Raw genomic sequence first — 18,200 nt, 5'->3', positions numbered from 1 at the left:
AGTCGTCTCTATAGGCCAGCTGAGAAATAGCGTTCTGATTGACTAGCAGCGACAGTAAGAATTTTCTTGCCCTCATTCTCAGGACGTTGTGCATAGTGAATCGCACAAGCTATGGATGCACCTGAGGAAAATCCTAATAGTAACCCCTCATTCTTAATGATGTCTCTTGTCGTCTGTTGAGCAATATCTTCATTAACCACGAATACTTCATCGATCACATTTCTATCAACAGTTGCTGCAATAATTCCGGGGCCAATTCCTAGGATTCCATGATCTGAGTTAACTTGGTCTAAAGGTGTATTACCACTCAGTACTGCTGCCTGCGTTGGTTCAACCGCTACAACCTTTACATTATCGTTGTGTAGTTTGAGCGTATTTCCTATTCCATTACAGTGTCCTCCTGTACCTATACCGGCTATAAAGATATCAGGTGTGCCATGAAAAAAATCGATGATCTCTCTACCAGTTTGTTTATGAGCATTGGGGTTAGCTAAATTATTTCCTTGGTCTATGAGGTAGTGGTTTTCTTTATGTGAAAGTTCTTTAGCTTTGTTAACAGCACCAGAATAGTTAAGATCCTTAGGCGTCAAAACGACTTCAGCACCCAGCATGCTTAATATTTTCTTACGCTCTTCAGATACATACTCTGGCATTACTATAATGAGCTTCAAACCCATAGAAGCACATATACCAGCAAGAGAAATACCAGTATTTCCAGTAGTCGCCTCCACTATTATGGTATTTTCATTAATTTTTCCTTCCGATATTCCGGAGTCAACCATTGATTTTGCGGCTCTATCTTTAATTGACCCCCATGGATTTAAGAATTCTAACTTGACATAAATATCTGCAAACAATGAGTCAGAAGTTTTTTCCAACTTCACTATTGGAGTATTCCCTACACAATCTTGTAAAAACATAGCTTTCCTTAATTCATACAGATAAAGACTTAGACCCAAATAATGCATTTACTTATGAGTACTTTTGGATAATCGCTTTGGCCTAATTTACTTGATAAAAAACAACTCAATCATATGTGATCTGTTTCATAAATGGTTGATATTATAAAAATAAATATCAATATGTCAATAAAAATTAAAAAATAATTATTAACATATTACTTTAGAAATTAGCCTTCATAAAGTTTGGATTACTATTTGGGTGTAAATATAGAAAAATCTCATAAGAGCCAATAAGATAAGTAGCTTTTAAAACTCGTTAATTTGGGTAAGTAAGTTAATTGCCTTTTAGTCAATTACAGGTCTCTTCTCCAATCTAATTAAAAATCTTTTCCATTTGATACCAAATCTAGTTTTCAGGTAATTATTCTCTCGGAGCTATCCTGTAAACATATTTCCCATATTCATAGAAAGCCCTAACTTTCAGAAACTGTTACTACATTATTTATTAAGTTGAAACTGGCAGTGGAGGAAAATTCATACCCTTTGAACAGTGTTCTGTTTGCACTAAAGTCAGTAGAAGCACCTAGTTAAATAATCATATCTCTGATATTAATTCCGTCTCACATTTCTTTATCTTAATGGTACTAATATTATATAACTTGATCTGTTCCATAACTGATATCCTGCAGCCTCCAGTATATCCAAGCAACTTTCTTACGTTACATACTTCTACAGCGTTATTAAGACATTTATGGTTCTGTGGCAAACGCTAGAGCGTTAAGTTAGAATCTGAACAATTTACATTTACCACTCTAGCTCTTAATGTTTAGAGGTTGTCACTTTCCTTCTGAAGCCATTCTCGAAACCGTTCGTTGCTATCTTGCTTACAAGCTCAATTATCACGATATTGAATAGATATACTTGAGTGTAGATTAGCGTTTGATCATGCAACCATTATTCGTTGAGGCATCAAATTTACATCCATCCTAGAGTATATTCTTGGACGTAAGAAAAAGCGGTAGCATGCTCTTGGCGAATGGATGAACCCTACATCAAAGTAGAGTAGCTATATTACTACCGAAGCGTCGACAAACAAGGCGATGTCCTTGATTACTACTTTAGTAAAAGTTGGGATGAAGCGGTCTGTAAAGCCTTTCTCAATAGTGCTATCGCTCAAGCTTAACTCAGAAAGTGGCGATTGAGAGGAGTAGTATGATCATGTTGCACTGTATGCATCGATGTTAAGCCCTCGCAGGATAGTCGCGTCTGGAGATGAGTCTGCTTGTCTTCAATAAACTTTGCGACAGAACTGAAAGTGATAGAGTAGATTATGAATTTTATATTGCTTAAGCAGAGCCTATCGCCTATAATCCGCGCTTCTCGTGTCGGCTGAATCAGAGATTGGCTGGCACAATGTTTAACTTACTCTTATTAGGAGAGAATTATGTCTCTGAATGCAGAAACTAAAGCAGCAATCGTTGCTGACTACGCACGTGGCGAAGGCGACACAGGTTCACCAGAAGTTCAAGTAGCTCTACTTACTGCTTCTATTAACCACCTACAAGGTCACTTCAAAGCACACAAAGGCGATCACCACAGCCGTCGTGGTCTGCTACGTATGGTTTCTCGTCGTCGTAAGCTTCTAGACTACCTAAAAGGTAAAGATCTAGATCGTTACCATGACCTAATCAAGCGTCTAGGCCTACGTCGCTAATTTAGCGATTGCATAGAGCAGTTTGTCGAAAAAGGGGCTTTTGCCCCTTTTTTGTTGGCTAAATTTAGCCAAATCAAATTTAACTCGTTATACTACGCACGCGCGTTCTCATATTGTATGAGTTCGTCAAGGTATAGCTCATTACATTACAGTCAACCTCGTCGACCAAAAGGTCGCGGCTATTATAAATGTCACTACTGCCCCCCTATTTGCTGGCGTCAAGATAGTGCATTTTTACTAGTCGCGATTTGTAGTGTCTTGAGTGTCATTTAACACACTCTGAGAGTCACTTTGGAATTCTCAGAATCAAGGAATAACAATGTTCGAAAAACCAGTTGTTAAAACGTTTCAATACGGTAATCACACCGTTACTCTAGAAACTGGCGTTATTGCTCGTCAAGCGACCGCAGCAGTGATGGTTACTATGGATGATACAGCCGTATTTGTATCGGTTGTAGGTAAAAAAGAAGCGGTAGAAGGTCAAGACTTCTTCCCTCTAACTGTTAACTATCAAGAACGCACATATGCTGCGGGTAAAATTCCTGGTGGTTTCTTTAAACGTGAAGGTCGCCCTTCAGAAGGCGAAACTCTGACGGCACGCCTAATCGACCGTCCAATTCGCCCACTTTTCCCTGATGCATTTAAAAATGAAGTGCAAGTTATCGCGACAGTTGTATCGGTAAACCCTGATGTTCAGCCAGATATCGTAACAATGATCGGTACGTCAGCAGCACTAGCTATCTCTGGTATCCCGTTCAACGGTCCTATCGGAGCTGCACGTGTTGGCCACATCGACGGTCAACTTGTTCTTAACCCAAGCAATACTGAACTAGAAACGTCTAAGTTAGACCTAGTTGTTGCCGGTACTGAATCAGCAGTTCTCATGGTTGAGTCAGAAGCGGACAATCTAACTGAAGAAGAAATGCTATCTGCGGTGGTTTATGGTCACGACCAACAGCAAGCGGTTATCAAAGCAATTAACGAGTTTAAAGCTGAAGTTGCTACGCCTGCTTGGGATTGGGTTGCTCCTGAAGAGAACACTGCACTTAACACTAAGATTGCTGAACTTGCAGAAGCGAAGCTTGTTGAAGCTTACCAAATCACTGAAAAAATGGCGCGTTACGATCGTATCCACGAGATTGCTGCCGAAGTTAACGAAGTGCTGCTTGCTGAAGATCCAGAAGCAAATACAAAAGAAATTCACACTATCTTCCATGATCTAGAGAAGACAGTAGTGCGTCGCAGCATCATAGCTGGTAACCCACGTATCGACGGTCGTGAAAAAGATATGGTTCGTGCGCTAGACGTACGTACTGGCGTTCTTCCACGTACCCACGGTTCATCATTATTCACTCGCGGTGAAACTCAGGCGCTTGTAACTGCAACTCTTGGTACGCAGCGCGATGCACAAATCATCGACGAGCTAACGGGTGAACGTAAAGATCACTTCTTACTACACTATAACTTCCCTCCATACTGTGTTGGTGAAACAGGTTTTGTTGGTTCTCCGAAGCGTCGTGAAATCGGCCACGGTAAACTTGCTAAGCGTGGTATCGCAGCAGTTATGCCGTCTGTAGAAGAGTTCCCATACACGGTACGTGTTGTATCAGAAATCACAGAATCTAACGGTTCTTCTTCAATGGCTTCTGTATGTGGTACGTCTCTAGCACTTATGGATGCTGGTGTGCCAATCAAGTCTTCTGTTGCTGGTATCGCAATGGGTCTTGTTAAAGAGGGTGACGATTTTGTCGTTCTTTCTGATATCCTAGGCGACGAAGATCACCTAGGTGACATGGACTTTAAAGTAGCAGGTACGAACACAGGTATTACTGCACTTCAAATGGACATCAAGATCGAAGGTATCACTAAAGAGATCATGCAAATTGCGCTTAACCAAGCCCAAGGCGCGCGTAAGCACATTTTGTCTGTGATGGATGAAGCTATCTCTGACGCTCGTGAAGACATCTCTGAATTTGCACCTCGTATCCATACGATGAAGATTAGCGCTGAAAAGATCAAAGATGTGATAGGTAAAGGTGGCGCTGTTATTCGTTCTCTAACCGAAGAGACGGGTACAACTATCGAAATTGAAGATGATGGCACGATCAAGATTGCCGCAACAGAAGGTACTGCAGCTAAAGAGGCGATTCGTCGTATCGAAGAAATCACCGCTGAAGTTGAAGTTGGCCGTATTTACTTGGGTAAGGTTGCTCGCCTAGCTGATTTTGGTGCATTTGTGACTATTCTACCTGGTAAAGATGGTCTGGTTCATATTTCTCAAATTGCAGAGAAGCGTGTAGAAAAAGTTTCTGACTACCTAACTGAAGGTCAAGAAGTTCAGGTTAAAGTGCTTGAAATTGATCGCCAAGGTCGTGTGCGTTTAAGTATGAAAGAAGCAGTTGAAAAGCCAGCTGAGGAAGCAGTAGCAGATAAGCCATCTGTTGATGCCGAGTAAGTGGCTAATTTGACCTAAAGCATGGTATAAAGGGAGCATTGAGCTCCCTTTTTTATGTCTGTTAGGCAATCAGGATTTTAGCGATAGGAGTATTTATTTGTGAAATGGTTTCAAGCTGCCATATTAAGCATGACTTTGTTGGGTAATCTGGGTTGTTCCTCTTTGATTGATCGTCAACCCGATTGGGTATTACCTCCAATGGTGGAAGCTCTGCAACCAACATTACAGCAAGAAGTGCAAATCGCTAGATTGAGTCAATTACTGCAAAGGAATGACTTGCCGAATGAAACTCGAGCTAAGATGTATTTTGAAAGAGGGAGTTACTACGACAGTGTAGGCTTGAGAAACTTAGCAAGACTAGACTACGAACAGTCATTGGCTATTGTTCCTGCTCAGGCTGATTTATTTAATTTGCTCGGTGTTTATTTTACTGAAAATAGAAACTTTGATGCTGCGTATGATGCGTTTGATTCAGCGTTAGAGCTTGCACCAGAGAATGCGTATGCTGCTCGAAATAGGGCAATTGCTTTGTATTATGGTGATCGGTTTGAGCTAGCCTTAGAAGATATGCAAAAGCATTATGATCAAGATCCGAGTGACCCTTTCAGGGCTCTATGGCTGTATATCGTAAAGTCTGAGTTCTCCCCTGATGTTGCAAAACAAGAGCTTGAGCAACGTTATAAAAATAGTGACAGGCAATGGGGATGGTTTCTTGTTGCAATCATGCTAGATGAGGTGTCTGAGAAAGATGCCTTTAATGCAATATACAGTACGAGCAAAGATAGAACGGTTCGAGCGCAACGATTGACGGAAGCGTATTTTTATTTAGGTAAGCGTTATCAGGCAAAAGGAACTGAGCGTGATTTAGCCAAAGCCGTTTCTTTCTATAAATTAGCGATTTCTTTTAATGTTTTTGATTATGTAGAGCATCGCTACGCATTTCTTGAGTTGCAGGGAATCTATGAACAAATACAGAAAAGGGAGCCGTCTGGCTCAATGGATAAACAAGTATCTCGTTAACTCAACAATCATTTAAGTTTGAAGCCGCGGTCTAGTCAAGCTGCGGCTTTTTATTGCGAGAACACGCAAACCTACAAGTACATAACACAGGTATCAGACTGTGACCTAGAGTGATTCACGTCGTTGCTCCTGATTTTATACAATGGCTTTCTATGCAAATATCAATTCATCGCCAGTTTTTTAAATATACCTTTCCCACAGTATTAGCAATGCTAGTCTCAGGATTTTACCAAGTAGTAGATGGTATTTTTATAGGTCGTTTTGTTGGGGCTGATGGTTTAGCGGGAATTAACGTCGCATGGCCTGTAATTGGCTCTATTCTGGCTATAGGTATGATGGTTGGCGTAGGAACTGGGGCGCTGATTTCCATTCGTCAAGGTCAACAAGATAGTAAAGGAGCTAAACAGGTTCTTTCAACAGGGCTATTGTTGCTCGCTTTATTGATGCCAGTTATTGCCAGTGCTTTGTATTGGTTATCAGACGACTTTTTACGCTGGCAAGGAGTTGAAGAGCGCGTACTTGAATTGGGTTTGCAATATTTGGAGGTTCTTGTTCTGGCTTGCGTGTTTACACTGGGATCCATTGCTATGCCGTTTTTACTGCGTAATGATAATAGCCCTAGTCTTGCCACTTCTTTGATGATTACAGGTGCTCTACTTAATATTCTTTTTGACTATGTTTTCATCGCTTTTCTAGGTTGGGAATTAACCGGCGCTGCTATCGCGACAGGATTGGCTCAGATGTTTGTAAGCCTAGTCGGAGTGTTCTATTTTTTTTCCCATAAAGCGACATTGCGCCTACGCTTGTCAGAATTTAGCCCCAAGTTATATTTGGCACCCAAGATTGTTAGCATAGGTTTTGCGAGCTTTTTCATGTATGCCTATGGCGCACTTATGATTGCAGTTCACAATAGTCTTTTTTCTCATTATGGTGATCAAATGGTTATTGGGGCTTATGCAATCCTTGGCTATATTGTTACCGTTTATTACCTCATTGCTGAAGGAATCGCAAATGGTATGCAGCCTTTAGTCAGTTATAATCATGGGGCAAATGACCAAGAAAATGTCAGAAAATTACTGAAAATGGCAATAATAAGTACCGTAGCGATTGGGCTTGGATCTGTGTGCTTGTTGAATGTATTTCCTAAAGAATTTGTATCAGTATTTAATCACACTAATGAATTATTGATTGAAAATGCGATTATCGGCATTCGCTTACACTTGTTTGCGCTAGCATTTGATGGCTTTCTTGTTGTCGTTGCAGCTTATTACCAAGCGATTAATAAAGGGTCAAAAGCGATGTTTGTTACCGTGGGTAATATGCTCATTCAATTACCATTCTTGTATATAATGCCTAAGTTAATCGGTATGACAGGTATATGGATAGCTTACCCTTTGTCGAATATAACTTTAAGTTTGTTTGTTGTTGTTATGTTAGCTAAGGATGTACGTGACGATAGAACTCGACGGAAAGAGCAATTTTTATCACAGTAATCTTCTTACTAACTGGGTAAGTTTAAATGATCTTGATGATGATTTTTTATTCATTAAATTTATATTTAAATTCAATTTAAAGTTATATAAACGAGTAATAATATTGTTTTTACGATTCATAAGAGAACGCCATATTTAAAAAAACATACCATTCAAAGGCTTATAAATAACTTGGCTCAATATCTCGTTTTGTGGGGATTTATTGATTTTTTTATTTTTTAAATGGCAAAGAATTTTCTTTAAATTATATAATTAACTCACTAGTCTTAATCTTGAGACAGATTATCTAGAAGAGTCTCGATAATGTAACCTTGTGTCAGCGTGTTTTCGGGAACACACAATTATAATTCAAAAAAATAAAAGGGATGTATTGCATGGCTAGTCAATTCCGAATGGACTCCATTCCTGGTTCACTTATTGTTGTAGGCGGGACATATGAACCATGGTTATCAGTCCTAGAGCAGGTCGGATGGTACTGTACTCAGTGTGCAGATTTGCGTAAAGCAGATTCATTATTTAGTGAGACAGGGCCTTGTATTGGTATCGTTGATTTGAGTCATGATGAATTTAGTCTCAATGGTATCGCCAACTTAGTAAGTAATCATAAGCAAGTCCGTTGGCTAGCATTTATCAGAGAATCTCAGCTAAGCTCAGATACTATCTGCCAATTCATTGTTAACTTTTGTATCGACTTTTTTACTGCACCTATACCCGATGCTCAATTGTTGAGTACCATTGGGCATCAGCTTGGTATGTTAAAGCTAGAGAAGAAAGTGTGGCCTTATTACGGAAGCAATGACAATATGGGGCTAATTGGTAACTCTATTCCACTTAAGCGTCTGCGGGATCAGATAAAACGCATCGGGCCGACAGATGTCAGTATTTTGATTTACGGTGAAAGTGGTACGGGCAAAGAAACCGTTGCTAGAGCAGTGCATAAAACATCATCTCGTTCGCAGAGAGAGTTTATTTCGGTAAACTGCCGTGCCATGTCTGAAAGAAGATTAGAAAGTGATCTTTTTGGCATTAATCGAGATGATTTATCTGAACCATCTATCCTAGAGAAAGCGGATGGAGGAACGATTCTACTTAATGATATTTTGACTTTGCCTCATTCTCAGCAACTAAATCTACTACGATTTTTGCAGGAAGGTACCATAGATACGGAGGAAGGAACAAAAGAGGTAGATGTTCGTATTTTGGCTGCAAATTCTGGTGATATTGAAAAGGCGCTAATGGATGGTAACTTTAATGATGAGTTATATCATTACATCAATGTATTACGTATAAATGTACCAAGCTTGAAAGAGAGAGCTGGTGATATTGCCATTTTGGCTCGTCATTTTCTCCAAGAATATTCTAAAGAATATAACGCTCAGGCAAGGAGTTTTACTGAAGAAGCGGTTCGTGATCTAACTCGATACCATTGGCCTGGCAATGTTCGTGAGTTGATGAATCAGATAAAACGCATTGTTCTCATGTCGGATACTGTGATGTTGGATGAGCAGCATTTAGATCTGCCAAAGCGAAGTGAAGTGAAGCGCAGTTTGAAGAGTATACGCGAAAGCAGTGAAAGAGATGCGCTGCTGCTGGTATTGGAATCACATTCGGGACAAGTTGCAATGGCAGCTAAGGAACTCGGTGTTTCTCGCGCAACTATGTATAGACTACTCAACAAGCACAATCTGATTGCTGATATTACTAGTTAGGTTTAATCGGGTATGACCACATATTTCATATGTGTGGTCATATTGTAATAGGTTAGCACGAGTAATAGCAGATAAACGGCTATAATTACTTTTCCTAAGTTAAATATGGTGTTCTATTTATTTTCTCATGGCTAATATCAGATTAATAATCCTTATTATAAATTATCGACAGAAATAAATTGATATATGTTTCTGTATGTATATAATCATCATGTGATCTAAAAGATCATACCTATCTTATATGGATTAATAATTTACTTGGAGGCAAAGAATGACACATTTTAAATTTGTACCATCTCACAATGCTTCTGCTTGTGAATCTTTCTTTATCTCAGACAAAAGCATCACATCTGGTGCCTGTGATTTTAAGAGTAGAAAAGTAATTTAATTAATCCGTGCCTGTTTATTTTAATTGGCTGCGGAGAAAGCAGCGAATTAAAATAAAGCCTATCTTTGGTTAGATCGTTAACTTTCCCCAGCCGCACCGACTGGAGAATCATTATGAGTCATTCTGTTTATTTAAAGCTTGCTATTTTTTTAGTTAAAATCGATTTACGCCGTGAAGAAAGACAGTGGAAGCGCCGAGTTCGTCGTGCTGCATTTCAAATCCCTTTTACTAATGAGCACCTTATGCGTGATATAGGTTTAGAAAAAGGTGGCCGTTGCATTGGAGATACTGTCCCTGATGATGTGAAAACCGAACGCCGTATTCGCCACCTTCGACGAGTGCTCTCTTCGCGAATACCGACGTAATTTATCGGGCCAATTGACTCTCGATTGGCCCTGGTCTGTCGCAAGCTGGATAAGCTAACGGATTTTTATGTTTAGGGACACGGGTTAGAGTAAGTTATTCCTATTTCTTGAAGATCGTTAAGTAGCTCCTCACTGAGCTCAATGTCTAGGCTATCAATGTTCGATTTTAGTTGTTCTAAGTTGGTCGCACCTATTATGGTAGAAGCAACGAATGGACGTTGATTAACAAATGCTAATGCCATTTGGGCTGGAGTTAAGCCATGATCCCTTGCTAAGCTCACATACGCCTCTGTCGCTTGAATGCCTTGAGGTGTAAAATAACGCACAAAACGCTCAAATAAAGAGCACCTCGCTCCTTTTGGGCGAGTATTATTTAGGTACTTACCACTCAAGCACCCGAAAGCAAGCGGTGAATATGCTAACAGCTTTACACCTTCATAATGACTAATTTCTGATAACCCCACCTCAAAGCTTCTGTTAAGAAGATTATATGGATTTTGGATAGAAACAATACGTGGGAGCTCATGTTTTTCTGCTAAGCGGAGTAGTGTCATTACCCCCCATGGAGTTTCATTGGATACGCCGATGTAACGTATTTTTCCTGCCTGAACAAGACCGGCGAGACTGTCTAAAGTTTCGATTAAAGTTACATCTTCTTGTTGATCTGGATAGGGGTAATTGAGTTGGCCGAAACAATTTGTACGTCTCTGTGGCCAATGAAGTTGGTAGAGGTCGATGTGATCGGTTTGTAGTCGTTTTAAACTATCATCGATCGCTTGGTGAATATTGCGTCGATCTAGACTCATATTGTCGCGAATATAGGGTATATTTCTTGGGCCTGCAACTTTGGTGGCTAGTATGACTTTTTCTCGTTTCCCTGACTTTTTTAGCCAATTACCAATGTATGTTTCTGTTAACCCTTGGCTCTCAGAGCTGGATGGAACTGGGTACATTTCCGCAGTATCTATAAAATTTACCCCTCTCTCTAGTGCATAATCTAGCTGCTCAAATGCTTCTCTCTCTGAATTTTGTTCACCATAGGTCATAGTGCCAAGACATATCTGACTGATTTCAAGAGAGGAGTGAGGTAACTTGTTGTATTGCATAAACCTTCCTTACACTAATCGCTTTTATACCAATATAGGGTATCGAAGCGTTGGATGAAATCTATCTCGGTAACAATTTCGCAAAACTGTTAATGTTAACTAAAATCTAACATGGGGGTGAAGTATGCAAAAAAGTCAACTAGATAAATGGATCCACGGTCATCATAAAGATAACTATCAGCCGCCGAAAGTTTTTGTGATAGGGTGCTCTGATCTGTCTCACTATCTTCTTGCTGTTGAATATAAACACAGATTAGAGCCGATTAAAGAAAAGGATGAGCTTATTCATTTCGAATCTCTGGACATGGTTAGAGAAGCACTATTAAAGCTTGGGATTAATAAAGCATATCTGCGGCTGCACAATACCTATGATGAATGTGGTGCAGGCGATGGTCCATTATATTATGATGTTGAACTATCCCTAACAACGCATTAGAAAAAATGTTTTTCTAGGATGCTTGAAGTAAATTGTGTACGAAGGTAGAAACCGCGCGGTAAGGTCATAATCGGTTTCCCAGAAGCCCCATATGCCTCAGTCAAGACGCGGCTGTGAGCTGCTTTTGGTCTAAGTTGCAGAATTTGACCATGATGAGCGGTAATCTTTTCCACGTGACCAAGGACGATCATTTCCATTAACTCTTCCCAATCTGCTTTGAGTTGAGCGTTTTCTTCTTCATTCGGTGTCCATATTAGGGGCGTTCCAACTCGGCGGTCAGCGAGCGGTATTTCCCGCTCGCCCTCAACTGGGACCCATAGTACTCGAGAAAGCTTATTACATACGTGGCTAGTTTCCCAAGTTAGCCCTTGGATTCCCATCAATGGTGCCACACAGACGAAGGTTGTTTCTAATGGTTTACCTGTGTAACTAATAGGTATCGTTTTTAATTCGATTCCCAGGTGCTTAAAGTCTTGCTCAGCTTTGCTTCCTGCAGGCGCACCCAAGTGCCATTCTATGAGCTGGCCTACCCAGCCTTTGTCTTTTTTTAGGTTTGGTGGAACCGTCAGGTTGGCTTCTTGTGCCAATTCCTTAAAGCTAATACCTGCAACTTCCATTGCTCGTTGAAATAGTTCCTGCTCAGATTTCGGTTCAACTTTCATAGTGCTTTATTTGATCTTTCGTATGACTGTATTGTACCGGATTTATAGTTAAAAGTGCTTACCGTCGATCTTACTAGGTGAAAAGATCACTGTCAGTCAAGTTATCCACACACTATGTAGATACATAGGAAATCGCCAGTGGAGAGTGTATGAATAAACAGGTTTTTTTGATGATTTAGGGCTTGTATTTTACGAAAAACACGTATCTGACAAGATCTTTTTGTGGATAAACTAAACCCTGATGGATCTTTGACCGATCTAAGATTTAGTCGTGATTCTAGCTTTACTCTTTTTTTTGTAGGGGCTGTATTTATCATTAAGATTATGATTTTAATTTATTTTATTTCCTTGTTCGTCAAAAGGTTTAAATAGGAGCTTGAATCTTAAGAGTAAGCAATTCTCATTTTTTTGAATTCTTCACATACTTATACACAGAAAAGGTGAATAAATGTGGTGAGTCTCTCATTGTTATGTGAATAACTATCTATTAGAAGGATTTTTATTCATAAACTGTTTTGCACTGCATGTTTTATGTGTCAATTAGAAGAGGATGTTTGCTACATCTGGGGATATGTGGAAAAATCACAGTAATTAAGAATTTATTAGAGGTTGGCCAGTGATAGATGGCGATGGTTACCGCTTGAATGTCGGGATAGTAATTTGTAACAACCATGGTCAGGTCTTCTGGGCTAAACGATACGGGCAACATTCATGGCAATTTCCTCAAGGAGGAATTGATGATGGGGAAACTCCTGAGCAGGCAATGTATAGGGAGTTATACGAAGAGGTTGGTCTTACCAGTAAAGATGTCAAGATCGTCGCAACAAGTCGTCATTGGTTGAGATATAAGTTACCGAAAAGATTGGTTCGTTGGGACTCCAAGCCTGTCTGTATTGGACAAAAACAGAAATGGTTTCTTCTTCGTTTGGACTGTGATGAATCACGGATTAATATGCAGCGAGGAAATGCCCCTGAATTTGATGGTTGGCGGTGGGTAAGTTATTGGTACCCAGTCAGGCAAGTTGTGTCTTTTAAACGCGATGTTTATCGCAGGGCAATGAAAGAGTTTTCTTCGGTGGCTATGCCATTTAAGGAGCGTAAAGCGAAAGGTAAGCGTAAGCACAGAAGAGGGTAGACATGCTTTCTCAACTAAGGGACATTGTTGAACAGGTATCCAAATTAGAGGATATTCATCAGGCTTTAAAAGTTCTGGTTACGCAAACGTGCAGTGCGATGAAGACTGAATGCTGCACGGTTTACCTTGCCAATGAAGATATGCAGCGTTTAGAACTGATGGCCACAAAGGGGCTTAAGTTTAAGGGGAAAAAAATCCACATAAGCTTCAGTGAAGGGCTAGTTGGTCTAGTTAAGCGCAGTGCTGAACCGTTAAATCTTGCGGAAGCTTCGAAGCACCCTAATTTCAAATATTTTTCTCAGCTTGGTGAAAAAATCTACCATAGCTTTCTTGGCACTCCCATTATTTACCGAAGACAAGTGCTTGGCGTTTTAGTCGTGCAGCAAAAGCAACCCCGTCAATTTAATGAAATTGAAGAGTCATTTCTGGTAACGCTTGCTGCTCAGTTAGCGGTGATTATTGCTCATGCCCAAAGCCAAGGCCAATGGCGTCTAGAGAAAGGTCAAGATGATATTAGAGGTATTGCTGCCTCTTCTGGTGTTGCTATTGGTGAGTTTCGTTGGGACGACACCTTGGTTGATTTATCAGAGGTGTATCCTGCATCTACTCTAGATATCGAACATGAGCAAGAGGTATTACTGCTAGCGATTGAAGAAGCCCTGAGTGATTTTCGTAGAATGCGGAAAAAATTTGATGGTGAAATTAACAAAGATGCATTGGCTATTTTTGATCTGTTTACACATTTGCTCAATGACCCTATGCTTCGTAAGGATCTCAAAAGTCAGGTGCAAAAAGGAGACCGCGCGGATTGGGCATTGAGGCAAGTAGTCGAGAACTACTCTAATCGCTTTGCAAAAATGTCAGATGTATATATGCGTGAACGAGCTCAGGATGTCAAAGAACTTGGACAGCGCCTGCTTTTTTTTCTCCAGAATACTGAGAGATGCCAACCAGAATTTGAAAAACCTGTGATTTTGGTTGTTCGTGAGTTGACAGCAACATTGCTTGCGTCCGTACCGAGAAAAAAGTTACTTGCCGTCGTTGCTCTGGAAGGAGCGGCAAACTCTCATGCTGCAATATTATCTCGTGCTCTCGGGCTCCCGACTGTTATGGGGGTTACGTTAAACCTAAAGGAAATTAATGGCAAGAAGGGTATTGTAGACGGATACAGTGGCAAGTTATTTATTTCACCTAATGAGCAATTGCTGAGGGAATATCGTGAGTTGGTTGATGAAGAAGGAGAGCTTGCTACCTTGGTCAATCAAAAAGCCCTTGAACCTGCGCAAACTAAAGACAATGTACGTATCGAAATAATGCTCAATGCCGGACTTAGCGCTGACGCTAACATAGCAATAAATCAAGGTGTTGATGGCGTGGGCTTATATAGAACGGAAATTTCTTTTTTACTCCACCATCGTTTCCCATCCGAGGAGGAGCAGGTCCTTCAGTATAAATCGGTCCTTAACACTTACCCAGATAAACGTGTAGTAATGCGTACTCTGGATATAGGAGGGGACAAAGCATTACCTTATCTACCCATAGAGGAAGATAACCCTTTCCTAGGGTGGCGAGGTATCCGCTTTACGCTCGATCATCCAGATATTTTTCTAATGCAAATAAGAGCTATGATGAAAGCGAGTGTCAATCATCAAAATCTCAGTATTCTACTTCCTATGGTTTCAGGTACCCAAGAACTTGATAGTGCTTTAGAATTGATCGAGCGTGCTCATTTGGAACTGGCTAAGCAAGACAGTAGAATCGTTATGCCTGCCATTGGAGTCATGATTGAAGTTCCATCTATGATATATTTGTTGCCTCTTATCGCAGAGAAAGTCGATTTTGTATCAATTGGCACCAACGATCTTACCCAATACTTGCTGGCAGTCGATCGAAACAATGCTAGGGTGGCCGATGTTTATGAATCTATGCATCCATCTGTTGTGATGGCGCTAGAGCATATCCATCAAACATGTGAGCAACTCAAATTACCCGTGTGTATTTGTGGAGAATTGGCAGGCGATCCTATTGGTGCTCTGCTTATGGTTGGACTTGGATATCGAAGCTTGAGTATGAATACCTCAAACGTGGCAAAAATTAAATATTTACTGCGACACACAGACAGCCGTGAATTACAGGATCTCGCTACCCAAGCTTTGATGAAGCCATATGGTAACGAGATTTATACTATGATGAAAACCTTCTTTGATGTCAAAGGCTTCTCTGGCTTTATCCGCGCAGGAAAATAAAAAGGAACGATGTGAATATTGAATTTTTAGCTATGCTAGCCCTTCTTGGGGGATTTGTGGGGATAATGGCAGGGCTACTTGGTATTGGTGGTGGTTTAATTGTTGTACCCGCATTACTATTTCTTTTACCACTTGCCGGAATCGATGCTTCAATTAGTATGCAAATAGCGCTAGCCACTTCTCTTGCCTCAATTATAGTCACTTCAGCTTCTTCAGCTTTTAATCATTTTAAGCTCGGTAATGTCGATATTCATGTTGTTAAGTGGTTGATGCCTGGAGTTATGGTTGGTGGTTTTTTCGGAGCAAATATTGCCGAATGGCTACCAGCTGAATATTTGCCCAAGGTCTTTGGTTTTATTGTGTTAGGTTTGGCTATCCAAATGCTGTCCTCGATTAAAAGGCAGAGCACTAAAACCATGCCTGGCAACTTGGCGACTATCTCTATTGGTACTGGTATCGGTATGGTATCAAGTCTTGCAGGTATTGGCGGCGGCTCATTATCAGTTCCTTTTCTTAACCGTCATGGTGTGGAAATGCGCAAGGCTGTTGGTTCTTCATCAGTGTGCGGATGTTTTATTGCCATGGCAGGAATGATAGGTTTCATCTTGCATGGTTATAAGGCACAATCTCTGCCAATGTATAGTTTGGGCTATGTTTATTTACCTGCCCTTTTCGCGATTGCATCAGCGTCCATGTTGACGACACGTATTGGTGCTAAATTGGCGACTTCTTTACCGACTAATGCATTGAAAAAAATCTTTGCGGTGTTTTTGCTCTTTGTTGCGGGAACTATGCTGTGGTAACGAACTCTCATTTAATTATCTTAACACCAAAAGAGTGGTAGTTTTATGTCTCAAGGATTCCTTGAATTCCCCAATATCGATCCCGTTCTGATCTCACTTGGGCCTTTATCAATTCGTTGGTACGGTTTGATGTATTTAATTGGTTTTGCGTTTGCTCTCTGGTTGGCTAATAGGCGAGCAGACCAAGCTGATAGTGGTTGGACAAGGGAACAGGTTTCGGATCTCTTGTTTGCTGGATTCCTTGGGGTCGTCATCGGCGGTCGTATCGGGTATGTTGTATTCTACAACTTTGATCTCTTCCTACAAGATCCTCTTTACCTATTCAAAGTTTGGACTGGTGGCATGTCATTCCATGGTGGTTTGTTGGGTGTGATTAGCGCCATGTTCTGGTATGCCAAAAAGAATGGCCGTACGTTTTTCGGTGTTGCTGACTTTATCGCCCCACTGGTTCCTTTTGGTTTAGGTATGGGTAGACTTGGTAACTTTATGAACGGTGAGCTTTGGGGACGTGTAACGGATGTGCCATGGGCAATGGTTTTCCCTACGGGTGGGCCTCTACCTCGCCATCCTTCTCAGTTATATGAAATGGCCCTTGAAGGGGTTGTTTTGTTTCTGATCTTGAATTGGTTTATCAAAAAGCCGCGTCCACTTGGCGCCGTGTCTGGATTGTTTTTAGCGGGCTATGGTTCATTCCGTTTCTTAGTTGAATATGTTCGTGAACCCGATGCGCACTTAGGATTATTTGGCGGCTTTATATCCATGGGGCAAATTTTGTCATTACCTATGGTTATTGGCGGCATTTTCATGATGTTGTGGGCATATAAACGTGGCCACTATAAAGATGTGATCCCACAGCAGACGAAATAAAATAAGGAACAAATGTGAAACAATATTTAGATCTGTGTCAGCGTATTGTAGACCACGGTGAGTGGGTCAAAAATGAACGTACAGGCAAACGCTGCTTAACTGTGATTAACTCAGATCTCACTTATGACGTTGCTCAGAATCAGTTTCCCTTGGTGACAACCAGAAAAAGTTTTTGGAAAGCCGCGGTTGCAGAACTACTAGGTTATATCCGAGGTTATGATAACGCCGAGGATTTCCGAAGACTTGGCACGAAAACATGGGATGCAAACGCTAACCAAAATTCAGCTTGGTTGAAAAACCCATATAGAAAAGGCAACGATGATATGGGCCGTGTTTATGGTGTCCAGGGACGCTCTTGGGCAAAGCCAGGTGGTGGCTCTGTTGATCAATTGCGGAAAATTGTCGATGATTTAACCCGAGGTGTTGATGATAGGGGAGAGATCCTCAATTTTTATAACCCCGGAGAATTTCACATGGGCTGCCTACGTCCATGTATGTATAGTCATCACTTTTCTCTGCTTGGTGATACCTTGTACTTGAACAGTACTCAGCGGTCTTGTGATGTGCCTCTGGGCCTAAACTTTAATATGGTGCAAGTTTATGTGTTTCTGGCTGTTATGGCTCAGATCACGGGGAAAAAAGCTGGCCAGGCATATCATAAAATTGTTAACGCTCACATCTATAATGATCAACTTGAGTTAATGCGAGATATACAGCTGAAACGTGAACCATTGCAAGCCCCCACCTTTCATATCAATCCTGAGATAAAGTCACTTGAAGATTTGGAAACATGGGTGACGTTGGATGATTTTTGGGTTGAAGGGTATGAGCATCACGATCCTATTCAATACCCATTTTCAGTTTAATAACATTTTTACTGGCGTATCTAAAACAGAAAA

At 40.8% G+C, this 18,200-nt stretch carries 15 protein-coding genes and 1 pseudogene; 13 read left to right on the top strand and 3 right to left on the bottom strand.

Annotation, left to right across the window (positions count from 1 at the left end):
• Positions 1-8 precede the first annotated feature (8 nt).
• Positions 9-920, bottom strand: coding sequence for a PLP-dependent cysteine synthase family protein (locus DPF90_RS14030; RefSeq protein WP_114786965.1), 912 nt, complete (start codon positions 918-920; stop codon positions 9-11).
• Positions 921-2,022: 1,102 nt separating this feature from the next.
• Here DPF90_RS14030 and DPF90_RS20625 point away from each other — a divergent pair.
• From DPF90_RS20625 to DPF90_RS13995, 7 genes and pseudogenes are all read left to right on the top strand, one after another.
• Positions 2,023-2,085 (top strand): annotated as a pseudogene (locus tag DPF90_RS20625) (hypothetical protein); the annotation flags it as partial.
• Positions 2,086-2,346: 261 nt separating this feature from the next.
• Positions 2,347-2,616, top strand: coding sequence for a 30S ribosomal protein S15 (rpsO, locus tag DPF90_RS14020; RefSeq protein WP_006957756.1), 270 nt, complete (start codon positions 2,347-2,349; stop codon positions 2,614-2,616).
• 319 nt (positions 2,617-2,935) lie between these two features.
• Positions 2,936-5,071, top strand: coding sequence for a polyribonucleotide nucleotidyltransferase (gene pnp, locus DPF90_RS14015; protein ID WP_114786964.1), 2,136 nt, complete (start codon positions 2,936-2,938; stop codon positions 5,069-5,071).
• Positions 5,072-5,170: 99 nt separating this feature from the next.
• Positions 5,171-6,091, top strand: coding sequence for a lipoprotein NlpI (gene nlpI / locus DPF90_RS14010; protein ID WP_114786963.1), 921 nt, complete (start codon positions 5,171-5,173; stop codon positions 6,089-6,091).
• A 152-nt stretch (positions 6,092-6,243) separates the two neighbouring features.
• Positions 6,244-7,584: an MATE family efflux transporter gene (locus tag DPF90_RS14005; protein ID WP_114786962.1), complete on the top strand. Its 1,341-nt coding sequence runs from the start codon at positions 6,244-6,246 to the stop codon at positions 7,582-7,584.
• Between the two features lie 374 nt (positions 7,585-7,958).
• Positions 7,959-9,293, top strand: a complete 1,335-nt coding sequence (gene vpsR / locus DPF90_RS14000; protein ID WP_114786961.1) for a cyclic-di-GMP-binding transcriptional regulator VpsR — start codon at positions 7,959-7,961, stop codon at positions 9,291-9,293.
• Between the two features lie 501 nt (positions 9,294-9,794).
• Positions 9,795-10,046 carry a DUF1127 domain-containing protein gene (locus DPF90_RS13995; RefSeq protein WP_114786960.1) on the top strand — a complete coding sequence of 84 codons (252 nt, stop codon included), beginning with the start codon at positions 9,795-9,797 and terminating at the stop codon, positions 10,044-10,046.
• A gap of 71 nt (positions 10,047-10,117) precedes the next feature.
• On the opposite strand, the gene DPF90_RS13990 is transcribed toward DPF90_RS13995, so the two are convergent.
• Positions 10,118-11,152, bottom strand: coding sequence for an NADP(H)-dependent aldo-keto reductase (locus tag DPF90_RS13990; RefSeq protein ID WP_114786959.1), 1,035 nt, complete (start codon positions 11,150-11,152; stop codon positions 10,118-10,120).
• Between the two features lie 124 nt (positions 11,153-11,276).
• Here DPF90_RS13990 and DPF90_RS13985 point away from each other — a divergent pair, with 124 nt between their 5' ends.
• Entirely contained in the window at positions 11,277-11,588 is a 312-nt protein-coding gene (locus tag DPF90_RS13985) for a DUF6482 family protein (RefSeq protein WP_114786958.1), read from the top strand.
• Here the strand turns inward: DPF90_RS13985 and mutH are convergent.
• On the bottom strand, positions 11,585-12,250 hold the full coding sequence (mutH, locus tag DPF90_RS13980) for a DNA mismatch repair endonuclease MutH (RefSeq protein WP_114786957.1): 666 nt from the start codon (positions 12,248-12,250) through the stop codon (positions 11,585-11,587). The two genes, DPF90_RS13985 and mutH, sit on opposite strands and share 4 nt — an antisense overlap.
• Before the next feature lie 616 nt (positions 12,251-12,866).
• Here mutH and rppH point away from each other — a divergent pair.
• Genes rppH through DPF90_RS13955 form a run of 5 tightly spaced genes read left to right on the top strand, consistent with a single transcriptional unit; the run spans position 12,867 to position 18,167 of the window.
• Entirely contained in the window at positions 12,867-13,385 is a 519-nt protein-coding gene (gene rppH, locus DPF90_RS13975; protein WP_114786956.1) for an RNA pyrophosphohydrolase, read from the top strand.
• A 2-nt stretch (positions 13,386-13,387) separates the two neighbouring features.
• The gene (ptsP, locus tag DPF90_RS13970; RefSeq protein WP_114786955.1) at positions 13,388-15,631 is read left to right on the top strand and encodes a phosphoenolpyruvate--protein phosphotransferase; all 2,244 of its coding nucleotides are present in this window, start codon (positions 13,388-13,390) and stop codon (positions 15,629-15,631) included.
• Positions 15,632-15,663: 32 nt separating this feature from the next.
• The gene (locus tag DPF90_RS13965) at positions 15,664-16,434 is read left to right on the top strand and encodes a sulfite exporter TauE/SafE family protein (protein WP_114787050.1); all 771 of its coding nucleotides are present in this window, start codon (positions 15,664-15,666) and stop codon (positions 16,432-16,434) included.
• A gap of 45 nt (positions 16,435-16,479) precedes the next feature.
• Complete coding sequence (lgt, locus tag DPF90_RS13960; protein ID WP_114786954.1) at positions 16,480-17,301, top strand: prolipoprotein diacylglyceryl transferase; 822 nt, start codon at positions 16,480-16,482, stop codon at positions 17,299-17,301.
• Between the two features lie 14 nt (positions 17,302-17,315).
• Positions 17,316-18,167, top strand: a complete 852-nt coding sequence (locus tag DPF90_RS13955) for a thymidylate synthase (RefSeq protein ID WP_114786953.1) — start codon at positions 17,316-17,318, stop codon at positions 18,165-18,167.
• Positions 18,168-18,200 lie beyond the last annotated feature (33 nt).

It is taken from the genome of Vibrio tetraodonis (assembly GCF_003350295.1).
GTDB lineage: Bacteria > Pseudomonadota > Gammaproteobacteria > Enterobacterales > Vibrionaceae > Vibrio > Vibrio tetraodonis.
The sequence above is the reverse complement of the archived record's forward strand: the minus strand, read 5'-3'. Positions and strand labels throughout refer to the sequence as shown.